We start from the raw sequence: 24,209 nt of genomic DNA, 5'->3' as shown, positions 1-24,209 counted from the left end.
AGAACGTGTGTCATCTTCGGATCGTGGGAACCGGGGGAGGGCCGCGTTTCCGCATTGGTCGCGCTGTAAAAAGCATGACGACCCAATGGGCAGGAATCGTTTTGTTGTCGTTTCAGCGATTCTGCAAATGCGTATAGACGCAGAAAAGCCATGCTCGAAAGCATGGCTTTGTCATCACTATATGAAGTTGCTATATGCGGACATACCCGTACCGCTGGCTATGAAGCGCTTAGGCCAAAGCTAGGCAAGTTCGTCCTGATGGTGTCACGGACAAATGCCCGTCCCAAGTGCGCGTAGTGCTTCTCTGTGACTCGCGTGTCCTTGTGTCCTAACTGTTGAGCAATCACGCTCATGGGCGTTAGGTTCATCGCCAAGTGTGACGCATAGGAATGACGGACGATATGAAACGTCACGCCTTCCAGCCCAGCCGCTTCGCAAGCCGCATCCATCAGCGGCTTTTGTTCCGACTTACCCCATGCTTTGCCGTTGTCCTTGATGAAGAGATGTTCGCGCGGTTCGCGTCCATCCGTTAGGGCGATGAAGAACGCGATGCCTTCATCATTCAGTTCAACGTGGCGTGATTCACCGTTCTTGCTGATGGCTACGAACACGGTATGATTCACCGCGTCGAAGTCAGAGACACGCATTCGTGCAAGCTCACCATAGCGGCAACCTGTCAACAATGCACCTTGCACCAAACGCTTGAAATCCGCCGGTTCGCAATGCTCCAACAGGCTTCTAATCTCCGCTTGTGTGAGGAAACGAATCTTCGCCACGTCCACCTTGCGGAACGGTTTGACCGTCTCCCATGCTGCCTTGGTCGCCACGCGCTTGGTTTCCGTGTGAGCGTGGTTCAATCCGGCCTTGAGGATGGCAAGAATGCGGTTGGCTGTAGCTTGCCCTTTGCGTAGAGCGTCCATATCGCTCGGATCGTATTCCTTGAATGACGGAGCAAGCGGGATGGGCTTGCCGTGTTCATCACGCACGATGCGCTCGCGGTATTGGCGTTTGATCGTGCCTTTGACGTTGCGCGAAACCATGACGCGCTCTTTCTTGTAGCCACTACGGACACGCGGCGCGGCATCGGCCAGCGCATCGCGCCATGCCTTCACCCGGCCATGCGTGAGCTTCGAGAGTTCAATCTTGCCCAGAGTGGGCAGGATATGCGCCTTCACCGTGACGCGCGTGGAGTAGAGCGTCTTACGCTTCTGGCGCTCGCGTTCCTTTAGGTAGTCCTCCATCGCCTCAGCGACCGAATAAGAGCCTCTGACGACTCCGTGAGCTTCATTGAGGGTTTCCCCGGCCAACCAGTCTTCTGCTTCCTTCTTGGCCTGCTGGAAGCTCATGCCGACGCTCTCTATTGCATCGTTCGCGGCTCCGAGCGCGTGTTCCTCGTAGCGAGCGCTGCCGATAGCGCCAGCTTCGACTTTCGACTGAGAGACGCGCCGGGCGACCCATGTTCCTCCGGTCGAAGCGCGGCGATAGCCGAGCGACAAGCCATTGTCGAGATGAGCAAAGTACGGATTGCGACGGATCGGAAGACGCTGGCGGGCAGTGCGGCTACCTAGTTCGGTTGCAGAGTGTTCGGATACTCGGGGCATTGGGGAAATCTCCGTACCGAATAGATACCGAATATAGGGGTGCGAATGCAAGCGAAAACGAGTGGAAGTGAAAAACCATTGAGATGGCTCCAAATGCTTGTATTGACTGCGCCATATCGTTTTATTGGGTCTTGGTTGCATGTCCCCTTTGGCGCTGCGTATCATTCTTTCACGGCGGTAACGCGGGTTCAAATCCCGTCTGGGATGACAACAAAATCAACAACTTTAAACGGTAGCGATATGGCACAGCCACTCTGTACGGCACCGGTACGGCCCGCGCTGCCGATGGCGCGCTGGGGTTGAAACAGGCTCCGCCATTAAACACCCGTACCCCGAGGATTCCCACAAACCAGCGCGCCCCCGGCCTTCGGTACGCGAGCATTCTAGGACACATGGAGATACCCGGATAACGCGCGGTTAGCCATGCGTAGCACCAGCGCTATGATTGGTGGATGCGACGCCAAACTGATGGCTATGGTGGTTCTTGGCACTGCTCATTGCGGCGGCCGTCGGCTTTTATGACTGGGCATGGATAATCGCGGACCCGTTCAAGAATGGCATCTAGCTCTCGCCGTGCGAGCATAACCAACGAATCGGGGTCTGCCCGCATATCGTGATCTGAGGGGCATACTAGTTTTCCACGTTTCGTTCGTTTTGTCTTGGCGTACGGAGCGCAAAGGTCGAATACTCACCGTCGCGGATACGGGTAGGAATGAGTGCTAAGTCAAAGAGCAGGTCTTTTAAGCGTTCTACACGACGAAGGGAATCGGTGGTTCGGGGCTTGGGCTTTGGATATCCTCAGACATCGTGGCGCGCCACGATGGGCGGCTTCTCCTGCGAAGCAGCAATCGCGCTCACGATCACGGCAGGCTGATTGCCCTCTTTCTACCGTTCGCCGCAAAACCATGTCGCTATAACCCCTCTCTCTTTCGCACAATTTCTATTCGCTGCGGATCTGTTGTGACTCAATGATTTGTCGTTAACAGCGCAATCGAAACCAAGAGTTGTCTCTAGGGCAGGGATCCAGACATCGGGATAAAAATAGAGAAGAGGGTGCCGCGATACGGGCCCTCCGTGCGGGTGCGGATCTTCATGTGGCCGTGGTGCTTTTCGAGGATTTCGGAGCTGAGCCAAAGCCCGATTCCTGAGCCTTCCAAATCCTTCGTCGTGTAAAAGGCCTCAAAGATTCGAGGGAGAACATTCGGCGGGATTCCTGCGCCGTTGTCACTGAAGGTGAAGCGTACTCCACGAGCGCCCGACTGCGTGTCAGACGCGTTCGCGCAGCGAATGCGCAAATGGCCATCGTGCGTGCCCATCGCATCCAGAGAATTGGAGATGAGGTTTCCGAAGACTTGGCGAATTTCACCCGGATGTACAGAGACCATGGCCGTGCAACGGATTTCGGAGAGCAGTTTGATTCGGTTGCTGAGCATCTGCGCGCGGAACATGGCCACTGTCCCCTCAAGCAGTTCGTTCGCTGGGGTGGGGATAGGGCGTTTGGACTCACGATGATAGGCGAGTATCTGCTTGGTGATCTCGCTGATTCGTTTCAACTCTGCCGAGGCCTGTTCCACGAATTCGTAAGATGGGTTGGTGGTCGGTGTGTTGTTCTGCACCAGGTACAGCAGGTTGGAAAGCGCTTCGAGAGGATTGTTGATCTCGTGCGCGATGATGTGCGCCAGTCGGCCGGTCGCAGCGAGGCGTTCGCTGTGCCGTACGGTCTCCTGAAGCTTCTTGTAATCCGTAATGTCGGCGAGCAGCAGGACAGAGCCCGTCTCATTCCGTGGGTCCCCTTGCAGGCGGTCGTAGCTGAGGCGAAGCCAGCAGGTGCCGCTCGAAAGCTCTACAGAACTCGAGGCGCTGCGAGTAAGGAATTCGGCGAACGAGATGCTGAAGCGAGATTCGAAGACCTCTGCAATCGCTCTGCCTTCAATTTCGGAGGGAACGAAATGCAGGAGTTCGAGGAACGCGCGATTGGCGCGCATAAGGATGCCGGTTGAATCGACCAGTGCGAGGCCTTCACTCATCGCGTCAAAGGTGGCTTGCCATTCGCGAGCCGCAAGGCTTGAGAGCGATTCCGCACGGCGCAGGCGAAGCAGGGCACTGACCTGCGCGAGCAAAACTGCGGGTTCCACAGGCTGCGTGAGATAGGTGTCGGCACCGCCTTCAAGCGCCTGAACGCGGCTCTCGTCCGTTGTGAACGAAGCTGAGATCTGCACGATCGGGATGCTGACGGTTGCGGGGTTGGCGCGCAGTCGGCGGCTGACTTCGTAGCCGAGCATATCGGGAAGTTTGACGTCGGCAAGGATAACGTCGGGGAAGGCCATCGCTGCTTCGAGACCTTCAGCGCCCGTGCATGCTTCGATGACCTCGTAGCCCGCGCGCGCAAGGATACGACGCAATATGTAGCGAGTGGCTTCCTGGTCGTCGATTATGAGAATGCGCGCGGCGGAGGTTTCAGGCATGGGCAATAGTGTTCCTGCTTACATGAGATGCAAGTGTGAGCAGAAGTTCACGTACGCGCAGCGCAGAATCAGGCAAAGTTAGGGACTGCTTCGGGAAAATTGCAATCGTATTCTCCCGGAAGAAGGCCAGCTCCTCTGCATCGAGCGCCTTGGTGGAGTGGAGAACGACCGGAATCTCGCGGAGTTCCGGCGTGCTACGAAGATCTTTCAGCACCTCGAGCCCGTTGAGGTCGGGCATGTAGTAATCGAGGAAGATGATCGCAGGCTTCAGTTCGTGTGCCATTTTGATTCCTTCGCGGCCCTCACGAGCTTCGAACACTTCGTACCCCGCTTCGGGGATGTGGCCGCGGAGTAGATAGCGTGAGACTTCGTTATCGTCGATCATCAGCACGCGCACGCGCTCGATCTGAGAGGTGAGTTTGACGATCGAATCGACCATCGCCTCGGGCTGGAAAGGCTTGGTGAGGTAATCGTCCGCGCCAAGACCGAAGATCTTGCGTTCGTCATCGGTCACGCTCATGACGAGTACGGGGATGGGGTTTTCAACAGATTTCAGCTCGCGAAGGAAGTCCCAGGACGTTTCGCCGCGCAGGAGGAGGTCGAGGATGATCGCATCCGGGCGCACTCGCGTGAGGAACTTGCGAGCTTCGGAGATGGCGGCCACGAGATGGGTCTGGAATCCTGCCGCCTCGAGATAGCGGCGGTAGATGAAGGCCGTTTCGCTGTTGTCCTCAAGGATGAGAATAACTTTTTGCGCAGGATCGAACTCCGGCCAGGAGGACTCCGCGAGCGGAGCTGAACTCTCGTACTTCGCAGGGATGCTCAAGGCGAAGGTAGAGCCTTCGCCAACGGTGCTGCGGACTTCCACTGCACCGCCGAGGAGTTCGGCCAGCTTGCGCGAAAGCGGCAGGCCGAGGCCCGTGCCTTTCACGCGTCGCTGCATGGAACTTTCAATCTGCGCGAACTCTTCGAAGATCACGCGCTGATCCGATTCGGAGATGCCGATGCCGGTGTCGCTGACCGCAAATTCAACGAAAGAACCGAGAGAGCGAGCGGTGACGCGAACCTCGCCGCGTGGAGTGAATTTGATAGCGTTCGAGATGAAGTTGCGCAGGACCTGCGAGACCTTCTGCTCATCGGTAAACATCTCGGGAAGGTCTTCGCTTACTTCGAAGACCAGATTCAGCGAGCTATCCGCGAGTAGCGGTTTGAGCATGCCGCGCAGCGCGCCGAAGAGGTCCGGTACGTCAAAGCTGCGTGCTTTCACTTCCAGCCTTCCTGCTTCAACCTTGGCGATATCCAGCAGGTCGTCGACCATCTCGGAGAGTTCTTTGGCGGACTTCTGGATGAAGCGGACCTGCTGCTCTTGCTCCGAATTGAGTTCGCCATCCATGCAGTCAAGCAGCATGCGCGTCAGCGCGAGCATGGAGTTCAACGGCGTGCGGAACTCATGCGACATGTTTGAGAGGAAACTGCTTTTCAACTCCGAGGCGCGACGCAAATAATCCGCGCGTTCGTCGAGTTCTGCATAAAGAGCGACGACGCCGCGGTTGGTGTCTTCGAGCTCGCTGTTGATGAGCACGAGCTCTTCCTTGCGCTCGCGCAGTTCATTCAGCGTCTTGAGGAGCTCTCGGTTCTGCGTCTGCAACTCGTCCAGCGGAGTGACGGGATGCTGGCGGGCAAGATCGGTGGAGAGACGTTTGAGTCGAGCCTCGTCGAGGATGGGTAAGGTGAGGGGAAGCGCCTTGCCGAAAACCACCGTGGTTCCACTGGGCGTGGGTGAGATGGTGAACTCATCCATCAGACGCTTGGTGCCTAGGATGCCCATACCCATGCCGGTCGACGAGCGATAGGAGCCGCCGAGAACGGAATCGAGATGCGGAATGCCGCCGCCGGTATCCGTGACGGTCACGCGGAAGATGCGCTGGAAGGGATCTACGCTAAAGGCTACGGCTCCGCCGCGAGCGTAGCGGAATGCGTTGCGCGCTATCTCCGAGACGGCGGTCGCGATGCGTATCTGATCATGATGATCGAAGCCGAGCAGCTCTGCGATCGAGCGCCCGCGCTGACGTGCGCTGACGACGTCGCGCTCGTTTACCAAAGGAATCGTTTGGATAAGATTCGTCATGCGACGGACGCTCCCAGCGGTGCGACAAGGACGGTGGCGTCGTCGCGCTTGCGGCTGAAGTCGCGATACAGAACGGCCGCGATGAGTGCGGGGTGCCGGTTCTGCAGGCCGGGATAGCTGCTAAGACTGAGCTTCGTGTTGAGGCCGTCAGAGTACATGATGAGCAGGGTATTGCGATCTACAGGGTAGTTGTATTCCTGAACACTGCGCGGAAGTACTGCGCCCAGTGTACCGTTCTGCGAAACGGTGGAGCGCGATTGCGTTCCGCTCACGAGGATGCCGCTGATGTTGCCGACGCCTGCGTAGGCGAGCGTGAGGCGATCGTGATCCACGCGTGCAATGGACATTGCGGCACCACGGGTCTTCTTGAGGGCATCATGTGTCCGTTCCACGATTGGAGCGAGCGGCTCTTCCGCATAACGTGTCACGGTGGTGACCGCTTCGCTCGCGGCCTCGGTCGCGCCTGCGCCGTGGCCCAGACCGTCGACAACCATGTAGGTGGAGGACGTCTCGCCGAGATTTAGATAGAAGCTGTCTCCGCAGACCACTTCGCCTTGTACGGGAATATTCAGGATTCCGAGTGCCATCTCCGGCACGGCGCGGCCTTTGCTGAAGCGGCTCCAGTAGGCGGTACCTTTGCCCGGCATGGAGTGCAGGGAACTCTCGTTGGCGATCCGCGCGATCGCGCCGAGCCCTTGTCCTGCTGTGCCAATGGAGGAAAAACCATCCTCCATCGCCATGCCAATATCGGTGATGCCGGGGCCTGAATCAAGGGCGAACATATCCAGCCAGGTCGTCTCACCTAGAGAAAAAGGGCAGAGAACGATCTCGCCAGAGCTCGCATGCATGAGGATATTGGTCGCGGCTTCTGTAGCTACGATGCCGATATCGCTGCGACGCTCTTCGCTGAAGCCAAGGCTCAGTGCCGCGGAAAGCGCAGCACGGCGAGCTTCGCCGATAGAACTACGATCGGTGATCGCAACGGACTTATGAATCAAATGCAAAGGTCACTACTTCCAGCGAATAATCGTCACGGTAGTACCCCGTCCCGGCTCGCTTTTAATATCAAACTCGTTCACAAGCCTTTTGCTGCCGCTCAATCCCAGCCCCATGCCGCCGCCGGTGGTGTAGCCGTCACGGAGAGCGAGCTCCATGTTGGCAATGCCGGGGCCTTCATCCACGAAGGTAAGCTTGATCCCTTTACGAATGCCATTTTCGAGCATTTCGGCGAGCATGTAACCGCCTTTGCCGTGCTCGAGCGTGTTGCGCGCAAGTTCGCTGGTGGCCGTGACGAACTTCGTCTGGTCCACCAGGCTGAACTTCAGCTCTGCTGTCCATTGGCGAGCCACCTGACGAACGCGGACAACATCGTCAGAGGATGCAATGGGGAACTTGTCACTCTTCAGTGGCATCCGTATCTTCCGCTTCAGGCTGGTCCTGGTTCATGTACTCGCGGAGAAGTTCCATGCCGCGCTCAACGTTCAAAGCGGTCTTGATTCCGGGAAGAGACATACCCAGCTCGACGAGGGTGATGGCGACTGCGGGCTGCATGCCCGTCAGCACCGTCTGCGCATCCAGTACACGGGACATCGCAGCGATGTTGGCCAGCATGCGGCCGATGAACGAATCGACGATCTCCAGCGAGGAGATATCGATCAGGACGCCGCGCGACGCGTAGCGTGCGATCTGAGCGGTGAGGTCCTGCTGCAGGGACATAGCTAGCTCGTCATGCATGTCCACCTGAATCGTGACCAAAAGGCAGTCGCCTACCTTGAGGATAGGAATGCGATCCATGCTTAGAATTCCTTCTGCTTTGTGGTTGTGTTCGACGTCGGGGTCTTGACGTTCACGACGGTCTTGCCCAGGCGAGCGAGTGCGATTGCAAATGCGTCTGCAAGCTTCGCTTTGGTCTGAATGTCGCTCAGTTCAATGCCGAGATGGACGATCGTCTGAGCAATCGCCGGGCGAATGCCGCTCAGGTAGCAATCGGCGCCCATCAGTCGAGCTGCGGTGATTGTCTTGATCAGGTGCTGCGCGACGAGGGTGTCGACGGTCGGCACGCCGGTGATGTCAATGATCGCGACCTGGCTGTTTGTCTCGACGATCGCGGTGAGTAGCGACTCCATCACAACCTGGGTGCGTGCGCTATCGAGTGTGCCGATGAGCGGCAGTGCGAGTACGCCGTCCCAGAGCTTCACGACCGGGGTGGAGAGCTCGAGCATCTCTTCCTGCTGGCGCTGGATGGTGGCTTCGCGGAATGCGACGGCGGTGGAGACGGTCAGCATGGAGAGCTTGTCGATGAGGTTGCCGGCGGTCCAAATCTCTTGGATCAACTGCTCTGGCTTGCCCTTCAGCTTCTCGCTGAGAGCGTTGAAGATGGGCTGCTTCATCGAGAGGACGAACATCGCGGTCTCGGCCGGAGTGAAGCCCTGCTCCATGCGGCTCTTCGCCACGTCGTCAAGAAACTCGCGGGTCGTGAGGAAGTCCGACGATTGCACGTCTGCATTGATCTGCGAGGCATCGATGACGAGTCGCAGGAGTTCAGCTGCTTGCTGCTTGAGTTCGACGTCGCTCATTAAATCACTGCGACGCGTGCTGTTCGCCATCTCACTCAGCCAGCCCGTGAGAATTGTGGAGGAGTTGCTTTCGATTACTTCCTGAAACGCGCTCATGTATCCGCCTTGCCTTCGGTTATCGAGGCTATGATTCTAGCCTATCAATGATTTAGCCGAATTGGGGCGAGCCGATGCACACATCTGCGAGCGGAAATCGGACAGGAAGATCCTTTGGTTTCATCTCGCAATAAAGCAGCGGGCGAAAAGAAATGCCGCTCAAGGCCGTGGCCCGAACGGCATCAGATTAGCGGGATTGCCCTAGTTTTTCGGCTGCTTCTCGACGCCTTTGCCGGGATTCTTTGCGTCGACCAATTCCGGAGTAGAAATGGCTGCGAGCATCACTTTCTGCGCTGCGATGTCGATGCGCTTTGAACGGGAGAACGGTTCGAGCTTCAGAGACTGGCCGGTCTTGAGCACTTCGAGAATCCCCTCGAGTACACGCACATCTGCGAATCCCTCTTCGCCATCGGGCTCGGGAGAGACGTCGTTCAGAATGCAATCGGAGAAGTACTTCATTTCTCCGCCGAAATGATCGGTGTTCTTGAAGGTCTGAGATGTCTTCTCTTCGCCGATGGTGACCGTCTGCTCCAAACCCTTGCCGAACACGTAAGCCGGATCCAGTTGTACGCTGCCTTTCTCGCCCACGGCTAGAAGGGTATTGATGGGGTTACCGAAGTACGAGACATTGAACTGAGCAAGTCGCTCGCCGGGGAATCGCAGCGTAACGGCGACGGTGTCTGCGAAGTCCTGATCGATTCCGGATTCTGGGTGCTTCGTGCCTGCGGCGGACACAACCTCCGTCGGTTCGTCGCCAAAGATGTAGCGAGCAGCGTTCACCGGATACGGTCCCATGTCGAGCACGGGCCCCGCTAGATTGCCAGAGTGAGCACGGTGGTTTTTGGGGTCGACGAGCTGCGCAAAGTTCGAGGAGAAGAGATGAACACGCCCGAGTTTACCGGAACGAACCTTCTCGATGGTGTCCAGCGTGGCTGGCTCGAAGTGTAGGCGATACGCCACCATGAGCTTTGCGGTCGAAGCCTTCTCCGCTGCGAGAATCTCCTTGCACTTGGCCGTCGATATTTCAAGTGGCTTCTCTGTGAGTACATGAATGCCTGCTTCCAGAGCCGGCACGATGAACTCCGCGTGGCGCCAGTTTGGAGTCGCCAGGTAGATTGCATCAAAGGTACCTGACTGCAGCGCCTGTGCAAACTCTTCATAGCTGTATGTGGCGGCCACATCGTATTTCTCGCCAAGCTCAGAGGCCTTCTTGGGATCCGAGTTGATGAGTGCTGTGATGGTGGAGTTTCCCGTATGTGTTCGACGCCGGGCATCATGTCCTCTTGTGCGATGTCGCCTACGCCCACGATTGCATAACGAACCTTCTTCTCCGAGTCCATCCCCAAAAGCTTTTTCAGCGGATTCCATGTGTGCGCCGCTCATCACGCGGTTGTTGTAGCAGGCCACATCCATGAAGACTTTGTCGAGTTCGACATCCTGCTGCTGAAAGGTTCCAGTGACATCGTTAAACTGCATTCCCGTAATCGCTAGCACGGGTTGCTGATCCATTTTTGCGTCGTAAAGTCCGTTCAGTAGGTGGATGCCACCTGGACCAGAGGTCGAGAGGCAAACACCTAGTCGGCCAGTAAACTTGGCATATGCGCAGGCCATAAATGCTGCAGACTCTTCATGTCGAACATGGATGAAGCGAATCTTGTTTTGTGCCTTGCGAAGAGCTTCCATGACGCCGTTAATACCGTCGCCGGGTAGGCCAAAAATAGTGTCTACGCCCCAAGCGAGAAGGCGTTCTACGAGAATGTCCGAGGCGTTCATGAAATCTCCCTGCAGGCTATAGCTTCTAGAGAAGCTGCCTATCTTTCCTAGGACACCTACTTGTGTTTGAGCGTTACCACGCCTGGCACAGTATCTGGACGATTCGTTTGAGTCTCGTGAAGGTTTGCAGTCTGCCGAATAGATATACTTCATGTCGAGCGGGAGTGGGTGTCATGCATGACATCCACTCCCGCTCGAGTGAAAGGAAACCGATTCTTGCGATGAGTTCGAGGTTTAAAAAATTCTTAAGAGAAGCAAAATAAGCACGATAGTAAGGATTAAACTCAGGCCTCCGCCTCCGTAGTAACCGAGACCAGGTCCCATGCGATAGCCGCCAAAGCCAAATACAAGGATAAGCACGATAAGTAGGATAATCATTTGTTGTCTCCCTAAAATGTCTAAGAACTCAGATGCGATTTGCAGGAGCCAAGAAGGTCGTACTTGCAAAATTTCGCTTGGCGAGTCCGTATGCTTATAAATAATTGAAGGCTGGTCAGCTTATGTTGAGCTTCCGAGACTTTGGTTTGATGAAGCATTAGCCCGTTGCTCCTGTAGAACCTCGAATCCACAACATAGTAGGCCAATGCAGGCAGACCCACCTCACCCTGAATTCGAAAGAGACTTGAGTTGACTCAGATCAAGCGACTGCCTGGTAGAAGCCATTAGTTTCCAGGGATCTGAGCTTAGCTTGGGCCTCCATTGCTCAAAATCGGAAACTGAGAAGATGGGGCGTTCCGAAAGCTGGAGCGCGCTCCAAGGCAGAGGCAGGGAAACTGGTACGCCAAGTCGTGCACGTGGACTGAAGGGTGCGACCGCCGTGGCGCCACGTTCGTTGCGCAGATAGTCGAGGTAGATTTTGCCGACGCGGGCGGCTTTGGTCATCCGTGTCAGGTAAAGTTTCGGGCTATCGTGTTCCATGGCAAGCACGATGCGGTGAGCGGCTTCTTTGACTTCGGCAAAGGTTATGGTTGGTTGAATCGGCGCAACAATATGTAACCCTTTGCCACCGGTGCTCTTCAGGAAGCTAATGAGTCCGAGTTTCTTTAGCCGCGCACGGACGTCAGTAGCTGCAGCGGTCAAGGCTGACCATGGCAAAGATTCATCCGGGTCGAGGTCGAGGATCAATCGATTCGGATGTTCAAGGTCGCTGTTGCTCGAGCTCCACGGATGCACTTCAAGCACACCCATTTGCGCGAGGCCTGCAAGCGCCTCGCGCGTATTGAGGGTGATGTACGGATCAAGCTTTCCGGTCTTTTTGTCTTTCACCATCACAGAGCCGATGCCCGGCGGCAGCATGTGGTTTGTGTGTTTCTGGAAGAAGCACGGTTTGCCAGCGCCGTCGGGACAGCGTACTAGCGAGAGTGGGCGGTCGGCCACGTATGGCAACATGCGGTCCGCGATGGCCCAATAAAAATCGGCCAACTGGCTCTTGGTGAGCTGGCTTTGCGGATCGATTATTTTTTCCGGATGAGTAAGCCGAATAGGAAGCGGATTCGGCGGGGGCGCTTGAGGCTTCGCCTGGTTGAGCTTTGCCGCCCGTGGTTGCACCGTCGCAAGCGACGCTTTGGTGCGGCCGCGTGCAGGAGTAGCGGTGGTCTCAGTCTGCTGCGCTGATTTGCGTGCGCGCTTAGGGATAGGGGAGACGGTGGGCTGCTCGCGGTGCACTTCTTCAGGTGATTTGTCCTCGCGCAGACCGAGGAACGCAGCCTGGCGCACCAGATTGTCGGCCGTCCAGGTGGCGAAGCGAACTTGCGCGACGAACTTCGGGGTGACCCAATGAACGTCGCTACGGGCGTCGCTGGGGCGCTTGGCAAAAGGGAATTGCTTTTGCTCTGTGGAGTGAAGCTGCTGATAGAGGCTGCGTTTGAGCTTTTTAGTGAATCCTGTTCCCGTGCGCCCGGCGTAGAGCAGTTGCTTGTTCTCGTAGACGCCGAGAAGAAGCGAGCCGATGCGCTCGGGGCCTTCGCTGGAGTCGGTGTAGCCACCTATTACAAACTCTTGCTCATGCAGGCATTTGGACTTCAGCCACGTGGTGCTGCGGGTGCCGGTGTAGGGAGAACTCGCGAGCTTCGATACGATGCCTTCGGCGTGGTGTTCGCAGGCGCTCTGGTAGAACCGCTCACCGCTGCCGGTGATGTGGTCGGAGAGCAGCAAGGTTTCGGAGACGACGTTGGATAGCAGATCAGTAAGCAAAGATCTGCGTTCGAGCAGAGGCAGATGGCGCGTGTTGCCGCCATCGAGATGGAGCAGGTCAAATGCAAAGTAGGTCAGGGGCGCCGGTGTGGCGCTTTGGAACCATGCCTGCAGGTCCGCAAAGCTGGTGGTGCCGTCTGCACCGACGACGCAGACCTCACCATCAAGTGTCGCCTGCTCGGCGGGCAACTGCGCGAGGGCGTCCACGATTGGGCGCATGCGATGAGTCCAATCCAGTCCCTTGCGTGTAAGTAATGTCACGGAGGCACCAGACTTGCGCGCCTGAATACGGTAGCCGTCGAGTTTGAGCTCGTGCAGCCACTCAGCACCTTCAGGTGGTGCGATGGCTTCCTGCGCAAGTTGCGGCGAAAGAAACTTGGGCTGCTCTTCGCGGGGCAGATCTTGGAGCATAGAAGGACGAGCCGTTCTTGCAGGACTCTTGGTTGGGCTGGGCTGCCGAGTCGCTTTGGTCTTTGGGGGAACGGACTTTTCTTGCGTTGCTTGCCGATACCAGGCTTGTCCGTCGCCAGCCGTATCCTTGGAGTTCCACACGTGATCTTCCTGCGCGGCGATTGCCTCCATGGTTCGGCCAGTGACGACGGAGTCTGGCTTCTCGTCGGTGATCGCAGGGGACTCGGGGCCACGTTCGAAGTCGTCATGCTCCTTGATCAGCAGCCAGTTCGGTTTTGAACTCGATCCCCAACGCGAACTCTTATCGCCGGGTGCGGTGTGCATGCGCACCAGGGTCCATTTGCCCAGAAGCTTCTTTCCGCGAAGGATGAACTTCAGCGAGCCGTTGCGTAGACCTTCGTCCACATCCTGGCCGGGCTGTGGCTCCCATGTGCCCTGATCCCATAGCATCACCGTGCCACCACCGTATTGGCCTTTGGGGATAATGCCCTCGAAGCCGCCGTACTCCATGGGATGGTCTTCTACCTGTACAGCCAGCCGACGGTCCTTGACGTTGTAGCTTGGGCCCTTCGCCACAGCCCAGCTCCTGAGCACACCATTCCATCCAAGTCGGAAGTCGTAATGCAGATGTGAGGCCGCGTGCTTTTGAACGACGAAGGGATGTTGTTTCGCATCGGAAGATTTGGTCGTCTTTCCGCTGGGTTCGTCTGTGATCTTGAAATCGCGCATCGAGCGATAGCTCGCTAACTGCTCGTCCACTTTGCTGGAAGGTGTCGATGCAGGCTTTGAGGACGCTTTCTTCGCTGTCGACTTCTTTGCGGTCGCTGGCTTCGCGACATGCTTTTTCGCCGTGGCCTTTTTCGTGGTCATCGCTTAGGCCGATTTCCGCCGTGTAGGCTTGCTCGCTGCGTGTTTGGTGGTGGGCTTCTTGGCGCTACCGTTTTTGACTAGCTTCAAAGCTGGCTTTTTTGTTTTCGCCGGGATAGGCTGCTCGTCCTCTTCCGTGCTGCGCCTCGCGACGGAACGCTTGAGCGCATCCATGAGGTTGATGACCTTGCCGCGTTGCGGTGCTGGCGCGTCTTCCTTGGGGAGCGGCAGATGCGCCAGCTTGGCGTCGACCATTTCCTTGAGCGCAATCTCGTAACCGTCCTCAAAGCTATCTGGTTGGAAGTGTCCGCTCTTGCGGCTAATGAGTTCCTTGGCCAGAGCCAGCGAATCGGCTTCCACCTTGTGTTGCCGAATATCGCGGAAGTATTGGGTGGAGTCACGCAGTTCGGCGGCGTAGCGCAGGGTATAAGCCATCATGCCGCCGTGCGCATCCGACCCCGCTGGGGCAATCGCGACGATGTGCTCGCGGCCGCCGAAGGCAACTTTACTGAGAGCGAGCTTCTTGGTTTCGATGAGAGCCTTGCGCACGGTGGCAAAGGCCTCGCTCTGTGCAGCATTTTCGGGCACTACGAAGTAAGGCTTCTCAAAATACTCGGGATCGATTTCGCTCGCGCTGACGAACTGCGTGACCTCCATGGTGTGCTTGGAGGGCACGCGCAACCCCGCAATCTCTTCGGCTTCGAAGGTGACGTATTGTCCCTTGGAATACTCGTATCCCTTGAGAATCTGCGAGTGCTCGACTGGTGCTGCGGCATCCTCTGGATCGCTTTCAACTGCCGATGCCAACACCTTCTGGTGCTTCACCCGTTCGCCTGAGTTGCGGTCGATCTGGTGGAAGTTAATTTGGCTTCTGGCTTCAGTGGCGACGAAGAGCTTTACCCCAAAGCTGACGAGCGAGATTTGAATCTGACCGGACCAGTACGGACGCGCCATCGTGGTATCACCTCAAAATGCAAGAACGCATGCAAGGAGTTGGAGTGCGCAGAGAGTGTTGAAGGATGCTTGCGATGTGCTTTACGCTTGGGCTGCCGACGATTCTTGTAGCCGTTTGAGTGAGTGATAGAGACTGAGTACATGGGGCTGTTTACGTCGATGAAGCGTCACATTCGTCTCCGCCAGTGGTTTGCTTCGGAAACTTGCTGAAGCGATTGTGTCCAGCGGCTCTGGTCTCTCTGAACCTCATGGGGGCCCGAGAGACGTTTGCTGGTATGCCAAAGATCCGTTCCGGGGCTTCTCGCGCCATTTTTTTCTTACAGTTAATGTTTGCGTGGCTTCTTTCGAGGCGGTACGTGGGTTCGAATCTCATCTGGGTATAGCCATTAGAATCAATAATTTGAAGCACTAGTGGATGTCGAAAAGTGTTCGTTGAGATAGGTATTGAGTATCGCTGTCTGTTGTCTTAACCCTAACCAGCGATGGTCAGTGGGCAAGAAACCCCTGCACCCCTAGAATCCATATAACCATCTCGGCCCCAATCCGCTGGTGATGGCGGCGCCGCGCTCGAACGGCGAGCACCTGGTGCTGGATTTTGCGATGAGCCAGTTTTCGTATGGGACGCTGGCGAAGTATCGGCAGCGCGGCGAGCCACTGCCTTTCCCCGGCGGCTGGGATGCGGAGGGTGAGTTGACGGCAGACCCGGCGGCGATTGAGGCGGCGCGCGGCCTTTGCGCGAGGGTGAGCGGCCGAGGTATCCTGGAGAGAGCACGCTGCGGTTGCGCAAGGAAGCGATGGCAGAGGGTGTGGCGGTGGAGGATGCGACGTGGGCTGCGTTTGTGGGGTTGGAGTAAGTGAGTTCGGCGGTAAACAGCCTCCGGTAACGGCGTTTATCAGGACTTGTCACTTAATTGACTGAGTCTCGCCCCGGACGGACGTTCGATCCACTACCTTTACATTCGACGCTTGTAAATGGACACTTGAACCATCCCGTTTCAGGAGGTCTTTGCAATGCTTCTTCGTGCTCTCTTGCTGCTTTCGCTCCTCGCACCCCTTTCCGCCGCGCATGCCCAGGATGTAGATGCGAAACGGAAACTGGGAATGGCCGGCCAAGCACTCGGTAAGGCCCTCGCCACCCATGACCAGGTCGCCCTTGAAAAGCTGTGGTCGCCACAGATGATCGTCAATGGCCCCAACAATACAGTGCTCACGCGCGCTGAGATTTTCGAAGGGATGAAGAACGGTCAGCTCGACTATGAGACCGGTTACAAGACCACGATTGAGAAGATCGAATTTTTCGGCAATGTCGCTGTCACCATGGGAGAAGACACCTATACGCCAGCATTCGGTCCCGAGAAAGGCAAACTGCTACATCGCCGTTCCACCAATGTCTGGCAGTACACCGAAGGCAGCTGGATGATGATTGCGCGTCAGGCCACCATTTACGATCCCGACGTGAAGCACTACTAAAGAACTCAACTGTCGGAAGTCCTGTGATAAGTTCCGAGAAGCTGGCTTGTCGTCAGCGATCCATCAGTGATTAGAGCGGCGTTTATTGCTACTGATCGTATCGCCTTGGGGTAGGCACATACCTCGCCGTTTAATCGCAGAAAGGCCGCTCAACACGCCTTCGACGCGTTAGGCGAGGCATCATGCCAAGTGCGGACGAGACATTGATGATGGTGCTTTTGGCTGCGCGAGAAGAGGCTGGATGAGCGCCGCAGTCAGTCGAATGGGACTGAGCAGGTTTGTGTGAATCGTCGCTTCGGTATCCGCAGTATGCCCGTGGGTGAGGTCTTCCACGCGCTGCATTCTGGCATTGTTAATCAGGACATTCAGCTTTGGATACCGCTGAGGCTAGCTCTTCAACACCGGACGCCACGCTTTGATCGGCGCCGACATACTCCATACCGGAGTATGCCTCCGTGACGCGCTGCAGTGCAGCCTCGCGTTTCCTGCGATGATGACGTGATTGCGGAGAGCGTGGAAAGCGAAGGCAAGACCCATGCCTATTCCGCTGCCGTCCCCCCGTCACCAAATCGTGTTGCCAGTAAGCTGCATAGTTATCCTTTGCGCGAAGGTGGTCCGTCACCGCGCAAGCTAATGAGGTTGTCGGTCGTTGCCGCTTATGAGCGGAGCGTGGCTTTGACCTTGTCTGCTGCGTAGCCATACATTTGCTGCGGAGCAAAGGGATACTTCGATGCCCGGCTGCGAAGCAGCGCAATGGGCCCCAGCCACAAGACCACGATCGAAAGCAAAGCAGCGATCGAACCGAGAACGTAATCGGTTGTGCTCGCAAGATGGTGCGCTGTCACATACCAGAGGTAGTAAACCCCTATAGGGAGTTGTACGAGCACGCAGGAGAGCATGCCGGGGTTGTAGGGAGTCTTCATCTTCACGTTCATCACGACACCATGAAGGGGAACCTGAATCAGCCCCTGGCCTATCTGCATGATGCCCAGCCAGATGAATTGCGGGAAGAAGATCGGGATGACGTAGAACGGGTATGTCAAAAAGACGTTACTGATCAGCACCTGGTTGGCGTTGAGTGGATAGCGGTCCGGCGCCTGCTTCTCGCCCATCAGGAGGATGTTGGCGATTCCCGGAAATCCGCCCGGCATCGCGTATTCCTCAAACTGATGCAGCAGCATCGCCATGAAGCTGTACACAAGGATGACTTGTATCCGGTTGAAGTTGTCTCCCCAAAAGCCCATCCCATAGGCAATCGCGACGAATAACAGACCGCCGACGTGATACCAGTGCAAACGATAGAACTTCATAGATGCGAAACCTCCTCTGGGGTAATTCAACGAGTCTTGCCGTTCGAGGCTTGCCCCGGACGCGTAGTAGCGTGGGTGGGGCTTGCCTTAAACACGGGTTTAACTATAAAACCTAAACAGGTGTTTAACGCAAACGATGCCCCAAAGAAAAGTCCAAGCCGCTCAGACCCCAGCGTTAGAAACACGCGACAAGCTGCTTCAAGCCGCGATTGAAGTTTTTTCCGAGAGCGGGTACGACGGAGCCACGGTGCGTGAAATTTGTCGCCGTGCCGACGTAAATATTGCTCTTGTGAGTTACCATTTCGGCGATAAGCTGGCCCTATATCGCGCCGTCATTCGGTTCGTAACAAACTCGGACGCGAGGACGGAACTGGCCAGACAGGCGGCCCTCGGCACTGCAAATCCGAAGGAAAGCCTGCGTCAACTCATCCGAGGGTTGCTTGAGCGCATCGTCGCGAATCACGAGCAGTCGGGGCTGCATTTCCGGTTGATGCTGAAAGAGCTTGCGAATCCAACGACCGTTCTGACGGACGAGATCGAGACGACCATTCGTCCGCTCTACGACCACATTCGCACCTCGGTCGGGGCCATCCTCAAGTTGCCGCCGGACCACGAAACGACGCGGCTTTGCACGCATAGCATTCTCGGACAAGTAACGCACTACGTCCATGCACGCCCGATCCTCGTCCGGCTCTGGCCGGAGATGCGCTTTTCTCCTGAACAGATCGAGCGCATCGCGGATCACATCGCAGACTTTTCGTTGGCGTATATCCATCCACCCAAGAAGCTTGTGAAGCCAAAGACGACAAAGAAATCGCAAAGGAAGCGGAACTCACTATGACCACTACAACGAACGATGCTGCAAACCCACAGGTTTCGTCAGCCGCGCCTGATGCGACCAAGACGAAAGCCGTAGCCCTTCGCAGAGTTCTCATTCTGGTTGTCCTTATCGCTGTCGCGCTTGTTGTGTGGCGGGTATTCTTTGCTTCGCCGTCGGTGTCTCCCAATGTTGTCGACTTGAGCGGCAGGATCGAAGGAGATGACTCCGCGGTCGCCTCCAAGACGACTGGCCGCGTCCTCGAAGTTCGTGTCCGAGAAGGAGATCAGGTCCAGGCCGGCGACGTGATCGCTGTGCTCGATGATGCACAGGTACGCGCCCGTGAGGAGCAGGCACAGGCGGCTCTCACCGTAGCCGATGCCAAGACGCAATCGGCCCAGGCCCAGGTTGCAGTTCTACAGGAGCAGCTCAACCAGAATCAGTTATCCGCGGGTCAGTCTAAGGAAGACGCTGCGGGACGCGTTCGCCAGGCCGATGCCGATTTGTCTGCTGCCGAAGCCGATCTGGCTCAGCAGGAGGCTTCGCTCAAGCTGGCGCAGTTCGATAAGGATGCGTACACGCGTCTCGCTCAAACTGGAGCTGTTTCAGAACGCCAAGGCAAACAATCCGTGTCTACTGCCGATCAGCAGGAAGCGGCGGTGGTGGCGGCAAAGCGGCGCGTTGAAGCGGCTCGCGGCTCGCTCACGACGGCACGGGCAAACCTTACGAATCCTAGTATTCGCGAGGCGCAGGTTGCTGGCGTTCGGCGACAAATGTTGCAGCAGAACGCCGAGGTTGCAAGTGCTGCTGCTGCATCGCAGCAGGCGAAGTACGAGCTCGTTGAAGCGCAGGCAAATCGGCAGGATCTTGTCATCCGCGCTCCGTTTGCGGGCACGGTGATCACACGCGCGGCTGAGCCGGGAGAGGTTGTCACGGCCGGGACGGCCATCGTGACTCTTCTCGATCTCAGCAAGGTGTACCTTCGTGGATTTATCCCGGAAGGCGAGATTGGGAAGGTCAAGATCGGTCAGCAGGCTCATGTCTATCTTGACTCGAACCCGAAGGCACCGCTGGACGCTAGTGTGATCCGCATTGATCCCCAGGCCACCTTCACGCCGGAGAACACTTACTTCCGTGACGATCGTGTGAAGCAGGTCGTCGGCGTCAAGTTGCAACTGAAGAGCGGCATCGGTTACGCCAAACCCGGTATGCCTTCCGACGGCGAGATTCTCGTGCAGGGCGATGCGTGGCCCTCGCAGCGGAAGCGCTAATGGCCGCGCTCGATTCCATCCAGTCGGCGTCCGTTGTTGCTCCGCAGGCGAGCAACAGCGCGATACACGCTTCGCAGATTGTGAAGCATTACGGAGCTGTCGAGGCGGTGCGCGGCATCGACATCGATGTCGCGCCGGGGGAGATCTTTGGCCTCATTGGCCCCGATGGTGCGGGTAAGACCTCGACCTTCCAGATTCTCGCGGGCGTGATGGAGCCCACCTCCGGCGCGGTCGAAATCTTCGGACAGCCTGCAAGAGATGCGCGATCCAAGACTGGGTATCTAACGCAAACGTTCAGTCTTTATCCCGACCTCACAGTCGCGGAGAACATCCGCTACATCGGCGATCTCCGCCGTGTGCCGTCGGACGAGATAGCAACGCGCGCGCTGCAGTATCTGAAGCTGTTTGACATGGATCGCTTTCAGGATCGGCTGGCAGGACGGTTGAGCGGCGGCATGAAGCAGAAGCTGGCACTGGTATGCGCTCTGGTACCGCAGCCGCGGGTTCTGCTTCTGGATGAACCCACCACTGGCGTCGATCCCGTGTCCCGTCGTGAGTTCTGGGATGCGTTGGCTCACTTGGCCGCAGAGGGTCTGACGATCATGGTGGCCACGCCGTATCTCGATGAGGCCGAGCGGTGCCATCGAGTCGCTCTGATGCATGAGGGCGTGATCCATCAGACGGGTACGCCATCGCAGTTGCGAGACAGCCTTCATGCCAAGCGTTTGGAATTGCGCACGCCTGACCTGGCCAAGGCGGAGATGCTTCTCTCGCAGAATGCAGGCACTGGGCAGGAGATTCTGGATGTGCAGCGCTTCGGCGATCGACTGGATCTCCTTGTTCCCAATCCCAAAGCTGCTACGGCGTTGGTGGAAAGCACCCTCAGTGCCGCGCAACTCCAGATCTCAGAGATACGAACCGACGAACCAACGCTTGAGAATGCCTTTGTTGCAACGCTCCGCGGTCTCGGACAAGAGATCAGTTCTGCTCCATTCCCAGGCCACCACGATCATGCGGACCTTCGAGGGAAGATTGCGATTGGCGCAACGGACCTGACGAAGCAGTTTGGATCGTTTATGGCGGTCAAGCATGTGAACGTTCAGATTCGCTATGGTGAAATCTATGGCTTGCTTGGAGCGAACGGCGCCGGCAAGACAACAACCATCAAGATGCTGTGCGGTTTGCTCGCGCCATCGTCAGGCAAAATGCAGTTGGCAGGCGAGACCGGAAGTCTGCGCTCGCAGGCAGTGCGCGAACGCATTGGCTATATGTCGCAGAAGTTCTCGCTTTATGACGACCTGACCATAGAGCAAAACCTGGAGTTTTTTGCTGGCGTGTACGGCGTTCCAGAATCGGAGCGAGTGGAGAAGCGACGCTGGGCGCTTTCGTTTTCAGGGCTCGAAGGTAAAGAGAAACTGCTCACTGGAAGCTTACCCGGAGGTTGGAAGCAACGCGTTGCGTTAGGTGCCGCAATCATGCACGAGCCAAGCGTTCTTTTCCTGGATGAGCCCACATCCGGCGTTGATCCGCTTGCGCGAAGAGCTTTCTGGACGATCATCAATCGGCTTGCTGATCTCGGTGCAGCCATCCTCGTGACCACGCATTACCTGGAAGAAGCAGAGCAATGCAATCGCCTCGGCTTCATGGTGGCCGGAGAACTCGTAGCTGAAGGAACACCTTCCGAGATCAAGAGCCGACAGGAAGGCCATCTGCTCGAATTCATCACCGATCAGCCACAGAAGGCCGCCGATGTACTCAAGCAAACCATGGATCGCTGGAAGGTTTCGTTGTTTGGCGACCGGCTGCATGTCATCACGAACGAGTCGCCCGAAATCGGCATTCGACACACCACCGACGAACTGCTCAAGCACGGCGTTCATGTGTTGAACGCTCGCGAAGATCGCTTCTCGTTGGAAGACGTGTTTATCGGAACTGTTGAGAAAGCGCGTCAGGAAGGAAAAGTCGCCTCAGAAGACTAGGCAGATAACCCTATGAAGCGAATCCTTGCACAAATTCGTAAAGAACTGATTCAGATCGTCCGTGATCGGCTCGCCCTGGCGCTTGTGCTGGTGTTGCCCGTCTTCATCCTACTGCTTATGGGGTCCTCGATTGCGCTCACGGTGAGCCACCTGCCCATCATCGTGCAGGACTTCGACGGCTCCACCAACTCACGTGAGCTTGTCGATTCCTTCCGTGCCTCTACCTCGCTATATGTGGTCTCGTGGCCCAGTGATCGACAGCCGCAGGACGCCTTTGTCAGCAACAAGGCAAGAGCGGTGTTGATTATCCCTGAGCATTTTGGCCGCGATATGGTGCGCGGGCAGAGCACCCCGGTACAGTTCCTGGTCGACGGCTCCGACTCGAACACAGCGAGCCTGGTTGCAGGGTATGCCACTGCCATTGTGAATGCGTACAACGCTTCGCATAGTGGAGCAGCGAGTCCGCAGCCGGTGCAGGCCGAGATAAGACTTTGGTACAACCCAGGTCTCGACAGCAAGAAGTATTCCGGCCCCGGCGTCTTTGTGCTGGCAATGTCCATGTTCGCGCCGCTACTGGCATCACTGGCTATGGCTAAAGAAGGAGAGAACAAGACCATCCTCCAGGTATATGTATCAAGCATCTCCGCCCATGAATTTCTGCTCGGTAAGATCCTCGCGTTCACCCTAGTCGGAATCGCGGAAGGCATCCCTCTTCTCTTCCTCCTGCACTTCTATTTCGGTTTGAGCTTTGTTGGAGACCCCAGTTCGTTCCTCGTTGCAACCGTTCTCTACGCGTTCTGTGTCGCTTCCTTTGGGACGATGGTCGGAGCTGCCATTCCCAGCCGAGTCGCTGCGATGCAGGCCGTTGCGCTGGGCGGCTTTTTGATTGTGTTTCTTCTCTCCGGCCTGATCTTTCCGATTGATAACATCCCGCCGCAAATTCGATGGATATCAGACTTTGTATGGGGCAAGCACTACATCTATGTGGTCCGTGATGCGTTCCTGCAAGGCGGGGGGTGGCCTTCGACTTGGTTTGAGATTCTGATCATTGCTTTCACGGGACTGGTGTTCTACGTGCTCGCCTGGAGAACCATGCGGCGCATGCAGGTTCAGGCATAAGGAGCGTTATGAATTTCAAGAGATTCTTCAGCCCGCGTCTCCTTGCTCTCATCCGGAAGGAGTTCGAACAAATTCGAAGAGACCGCCGTGTTGCCATGTCCCTCATCGTGCCACCGGTCCTGCAGCTTTTGCTCTTTGGCTTCGTGCTGAACTCGAAGGTGCAGAATCTTCGCCTTGGAGTCATCGACGAAAGCCATACTCCGGAAAGTCGCGAACTGATCGCCGCCCTGAGCGAGAGCGAAAGCTTTAGGCTGACGGGCACGTACTTTTCACCGGTCCAACTAACCGATGCGATCACGCAGGGCAAGGTTCAGGCAGGTCTTGTTGTGCCGTATGACTATGCGCGCAATTTACAACGGGGTAGGCCGGCCACCGTGCAGTTCCTACTCAACGCAATGGATGCCAACACCGCAACGATTGCTAGAACATACGCTCAGGGCGTGATCGCCAGCTACACGGCCACTTTGCCATCATCTGGGCTGCAGGCGAAGTTCGCTCAGATAGCTGTTCCAGTTGTGGCAAGCAAGGGACGCGTCAGCCTACAGCCCTCGTTTCTTTACAACCCGGGAATGGTGTCGTCCTGGTTCACCGTCACGGGCGTCTTCGGCCTCCTTTGCATCCTGAACGGATCGTTGGTTTCCTCCGCAACGATGGTGAAGGAGCGAGAGGCCGGGACTATCGAGCAACTTCTGATGTCACCCGCATCCACCTCTGAGATCATCATCGCGAAGATCACTCCCATCTTCCTTCTGTTATGCCTCATGGCGCTGGGTGCTGTCGGCATCATGCGCGCCGTGTTCCATGTGCCATTCCACGGCAGCTTTGCACTGGTCTTCAGCGGGGCGGCTCTGTGTCTCCTTTCGGGGATAGGCATCGGCACCTTTATTGCGACGTTCACGAAATCCGCAGAACAGGCACAGCTCACCAGCTTCTTTGTGAACCCGCCACTTTCAAGCCTCTCCGGTGCCCTGACTCCAATGGAAGCCATGCCGCACTGGATGCAGCCGCTGACACAGTTCAATCCGATCTATCACTTTGGCGTCATCGCGAGGGCCAGCATGCTCAAAGGCAGCGGAATCGGCACGCTGTGGCCTCACTTTCTGGCATTACTCGCATTCACCGTTGTGCTGGTTTCCCTGAGCATCTGGCGCTTCCGGAAACAACTTGGCTAAGGAGAAA

Annotated in this window: 19 protein-coding genes and 1 pseudogene; 8 read left to right on the top strand and 12 right to left on the bottom strand. The window is 56.8% G+C overall.

From position 1 onward, the window contains the following. Positions 1-218: 218 nt before the first annotated feature. The 11 genes from PW792_10205 to PW792_10155 all read right to left on the bottom strand — a co-directional run bounded on the left by PW792_10205 (position 219) and on the right by PW792_10155 (position 15,064). On the bottom strand, positions 219-1,793 hold the full coding sequence (locus tag PW792_10205) for a tyrosine-type recombinase/integrase (GenBank protein MDE1162301.1): 1,575 nt from the start codon (positions 1,791-1,793) through the stop codon (positions 219-221). A gap of 818 nt (positions 1,794-2,611) precedes the next feature. After that, positions 2,612-4,066 carry a response regulator gene (locus PW792_10200; GenBank protein ID MDE1162300.1) on the bottom strand — a complete coding sequence of 485 codons (1,455 nt, stop codon included), beginning with the start codon at positions 4,064-4,066 and terminating at the stop codon, positions 2,612-2,614. Next, positions 4,059-6,194 carry an ATP-binding protein gene (locus PW792_10195; protein MDE1162299.1) on the bottom strand — a complete coding sequence of 712 codons (2,136 nt, stop codon included), beginning with the start codon at positions 6,192-6,194 and terminating at the stop codon, positions 4,059-4,061. The genes PW792_10200 and PW792_10195 overlap by 8 nt, the downstream gene beginning before the upstream one ends. Further along, entirely contained in the window at positions 6,191-7,198 is a 1,008-nt protein-coding gene (locus tag PW792_10190) for a SpoIIE family protein phosphatase (GenBank protein ID MDE1162298.1), read from the bottom strand. The genes PW792_10195 and PW792_10190 overlap by 4 nt, the downstream gene beginning before the upstream one ends. Positions 7,199-7,204: 6 nt before the next feature. Continuing rightward, positions 7,205-7,606, bottom strand: a complete 402-nt coding sequence (locus PW792_10185; protein ID MDE1162297.1) for an anti-sigma regulatory factor — start codon at positions 7,604-7,606, stop codon at positions 7,205-7,207. After that, entirely contained in the window at positions 7,590-7,988 is a 399-nt protein-coding gene (locus tag PW792_10180) for an STAS domain-containing protein (GenBank protein MDE1162296.1), read from the bottom strand. The genes PW792_10185 and PW792_10180 overlap by 17 nt, the downstream gene beginning before the upstream one ends. 2 nt (positions 7,989-7,990) lie before the next feature. Continuing rightward, the gene (locus tag PW792_10175) at positions 7,991-8,866 is read right to left on the bottom strand and encodes an STAS domain-containing protein (GenBank protein MDE1162295.1); all 876 of its coding nucleotides are present in this window, start codon (positions 8,864-8,866) and stop codon (positions 7,991-7,993) included. Between the two features lie 201 nt (positions 8,867-9,067). Further along, positions 9,068-10,639: a thiamine pyrophosphate-binding protein gene (locus PW792_10170; GenBank protein ID MDE1162294.1), complete on the bottom strand. Its 1,572-nt coding sequence runs from the start codon at positions 10,637-10,639 to the stop codon at positions 9,068-9,070. 234 nt (positions 10,640-10,873) lie between these two features. Further along, complete coding sequence (locus PW792_10165; protein ID MDE1162293.1) at positions 10,874-11,017, bottom strand: DUF3309 family protein; 144 nt, start codon at positions 11,015-11,017, stop codon at positions 10,874-10,876. A 222-nt stretch (positions 11,018-11,239) separates the two neighbouring features. Further along, on the bottom strand, positions 11,240-14,113 hold the full coding sequence (ligD, locus tag PW792_10160) for a DNA ligase D (protein MDE1162292.1): 2,874 nt from the start codon (positions 14,111-14,113) through the stop codon (positions 11,240-11,242). Positions 14,114-14,116: 3 nt separating this feature from the next. Next, positions 14,117-15,064 carry a Ku protein gene (locus PW792_10155; protein ID MDE1162291.1) on the bottom strand — a complete coding sequence of 316 codons (948 nt, stop codon included), beginning with the start codon at positions 15,062-15,064 and terminating at the stop codon, positions 14,117-14,119. Between the two features lie 552 nt (positions 15,065-15,616). Here PW792_10155 and PW792_10150 point away from each other — a divergent pair. The 3 genes and pseudogenes from PW792_10150 to PW792_10140 all read left to right on the top strand — a co-directional run bounded on the left by PW792_10150 (position 15,617) and on the right by PW792_10140 (position 16,534). Beyond that, positions 15,617-15,727: pseudogene (locus tag PW792_10150) on the top strand (2,3-diketo-L-gulonate reductase). A 68-nt stretch (positions 15,728-15,795) separates the two neighbouring features. Beyond that, entirely contained in the window at positions 15,796-15,918 is a 123-nt protein-coding gene (locus tag PW792_10145) for a hypothetical protein (protein ID MDE1162290.1), read from the top strand. Between the two features lie 247 nt (positions 15,919-16,165). Continuing rightward, positions 16,166-16,534 carry a nuclear transport factor 2 family protein gene (locus tag PW792_10140; GenBank protein ID MDE1162289.1) on the top strand — a complete coding sequence of 123 codons (369 nt, stop codon included), beginning with the start codon at positions 16,166-16,168 and terminating at the stop codon, positions 16,532-16,534. Positions 16,535-17,190: 656 nt separating this feature from the next. On the opposite strand, the gene PW792_10135 is transcribed toward PW792_10140, so the two are convergent. After that, the gene (locus PW792_10135; protein ID MDE1162288.1) at positions 17,191-17,844 is read right to left on the bottom strand and encodes an HXXEE domain-containing protein; all 654 of its coding nucleotides are present in this window, start codon (positions 17,842-17,844) and stop codon (positions 17,191-17,193) included. Between the two features lie 136 nt (positions 17,845-17,980). On the opposite strand from PW792_10135, the gene PW792_10130 reads away from it, so the two are divergent. The 5 genes from PW792_10130 to PW792_10110 are packed head-to-tail and all read left to right on the top strand — an operon-like array spanning position 17,981 to position 24,202. Further along, complete coding sequence (locus tag PW792_10130) at positions 17,981-18,685, top strand: CerR family C-terminal domain-containing protein (GenBank protein ID MDE1162287.1); 705 nt, start codon at positions 17,981-17,983, stop codon at positions 18,683-18,685. Next, on the top strand, positions 18,682-19,932 hold the full coding sequence (locus PW792_10125; GenBank protein MDE1162286.1) for an HlyD family efflux transporter periplasmic adaptor subunit: 1,251 nt from the start codon (positions 18,682-18,684) through the stop codon (positions 19,930-19,932). Before PW792_10130 ends, PW792_10125 begins: the two co-directional genes overlap by 4 nt. Then, the gene (locus PW792_10120) at positions 19,932-21,911 is read left to right on the top strand and encodes an ATP-binding cassette domain-containing protein (GenBank protein MDE1162285.1); all 1,980 of its coding nucleotides are present in this window, start codon (positions 19,932-19,934) and stop codon (positions 21,909-21,911) included. Before PW792_10125 ends, PW792_10120 begins: the two co-directional genes overlap by 1 nt. Positions 21,912-21,923: 12 nt before the next feature. After that, complete coding sequence (locus PW792_10115; GenBank protein ID MDE1162284.1) at positions 21,924-23,030, top strand: ABC transporter permease; 1,107 nt, start codon at positions 21,924-21,926, stop codon at positions 23,028-23,030. An 8-nt stretch (positions 23,031-23,038) separates the two neighbouring features. Then, entirely contained in the window at positions 23,039-24,202 is a 1,164-nt protein-coding gene (locus PW792_10110; GenBank protein MDE1162283.1) for an ABC transporter permease, read from the top strand. The last annotated feature ends 7 nt before the right edge of the window (positions 24,203-24,209 follow it).

Source organism: Acidobacteriaceae bacterium (genome assembly GCA_028283655.1).
GTDB lineage: Bacteria > Acidobacteriota > Terriglobia > Terriglobales > Acidobacteriaceae > Granulicella.
The sequence above is the reverse complement of the archived record's forward strand: the minus strand, read 5'-3'. Positions and strand labels throughout refer to the sequence as shown.

What these genes read in the sequence shown, in the direction of transcription:
- PW792_10135 (MDE1162288.1), bottom strand. Translation starts at nt 17,844, where the DNA reads ATGAAGTTCTATCGTTTGCACTGGTATCACGTCGGCGGTCTGTTATTC.
- ligD (MDE1162292.1), bottom strand. Translation starts at nt 14,113, where the DNA reads ATGACCACGAAAAAGGCCACGGCGAAAAAGCATGTCGCGAAGCCAGCG.
- PW792_10125 (MDE1162286.1), top strand. Translation starts at nt 18,682, where the DNA reads ATGACCACTACAACGAACGATGCTGCAAACCCACAGGTTTCGTCAGCC.
- PW792_10170 (MDE1162294.1), bottom strand. Translation starts at nt 10,639, where the DNA reads ATGAACGCCTCGGACATTCTCGTAGAACGCCTTCTCGCTTGGGGCGTA.
- PW792_10155 (MDE1162291.1), bottom strand. Translation starts at nt 15,064, where the DNA reads ATGGCGCGTCCGTACTGGTCCGGTCAGATTCAAATCTCGCTCGTCAGC.
- PW792_10120 (MDE1162285.1), top strand. Translation starts at nt 19,932, where the DNA reads ATGGCCGCGCTCGATTCCATCCAGTCGGCGTCCGTTGTTGCTCCGCAG.
- PW792_10185 (MDE1162297.1), bottom strand. Translation starts at nt 7,606, where the DNA reads ATGCCACTGAAGAGTGACAAGTTCCCCATTGCATCCTCTGACGATGTT.
- PW792_10180 (MDE1162296.1), bottom strand. Translation starts at nt 7,988, where the DNA reads ATGGATCGCATTCCTATCCTCAAGGTAGGCGACTGCCTTTTGGTCACG.
- PW792_10110 (MDE1162283.1), top strand. Translation starts at nt 23,039, where the DNA reads ATGAATTTCAAGAGATTCTTCAGCCCGCGTCTCCTTGCTCTCATCCGG.
- PW792_10140 (MDE1162289.1), top strand. Translation starts at nt 16,166, where the DNA reads ATGGCCGGCCAAGCACTCGGTAAGGCCCTCGCCACCCATGACCAGGTC.
- PW792_10200 (MDE1162300.1), bottom strand. Translation starts at nt 4,066, where the DNA reads ATGCCTGAAACCTCCGCCGCGCGCATTCTCATAATCGACGACCAGGAA.
- PW792_10165 (MDE1162293.1), bottom strand. Translation starts at nt 11,017, where the DNA reads ATGATTATCCTACTTATCGTGCTTATCCTTGTATTTGGCTTTGGCGGC.
- PW792_10195 (MDE1162299.1), bottom strand. Translation starts at nt 6,194, where the DNA reads ATGACGAATCTTATCCAAACGATTCCTTTGGTAAACGAGCGCGACGTC.
- PW792_10130 (MDE1162287.1), top strand. Translation starts at nt 17,981, where the DNA reads ATGCCCCAAAGAAAAGTCCAAGCCGCTCAGACCCCAGCGTTAGAAACA.
- PW792_10175 (MDE1162295.1), bottom strand. Translation starts at nt 8,866, where the DNA reads ATGAGCGCGTTTCAGGAAGTAATCGAAAGCAACTCCTCCACAATTCTC.
- PW792_10115 (MDE1162284.1), top strand. Translation starts at nt 21,924, where the DNA reads ATGAAGCGAATCCTTGCACAAATTCGTAAAGAACTGATTCAGATCGTC.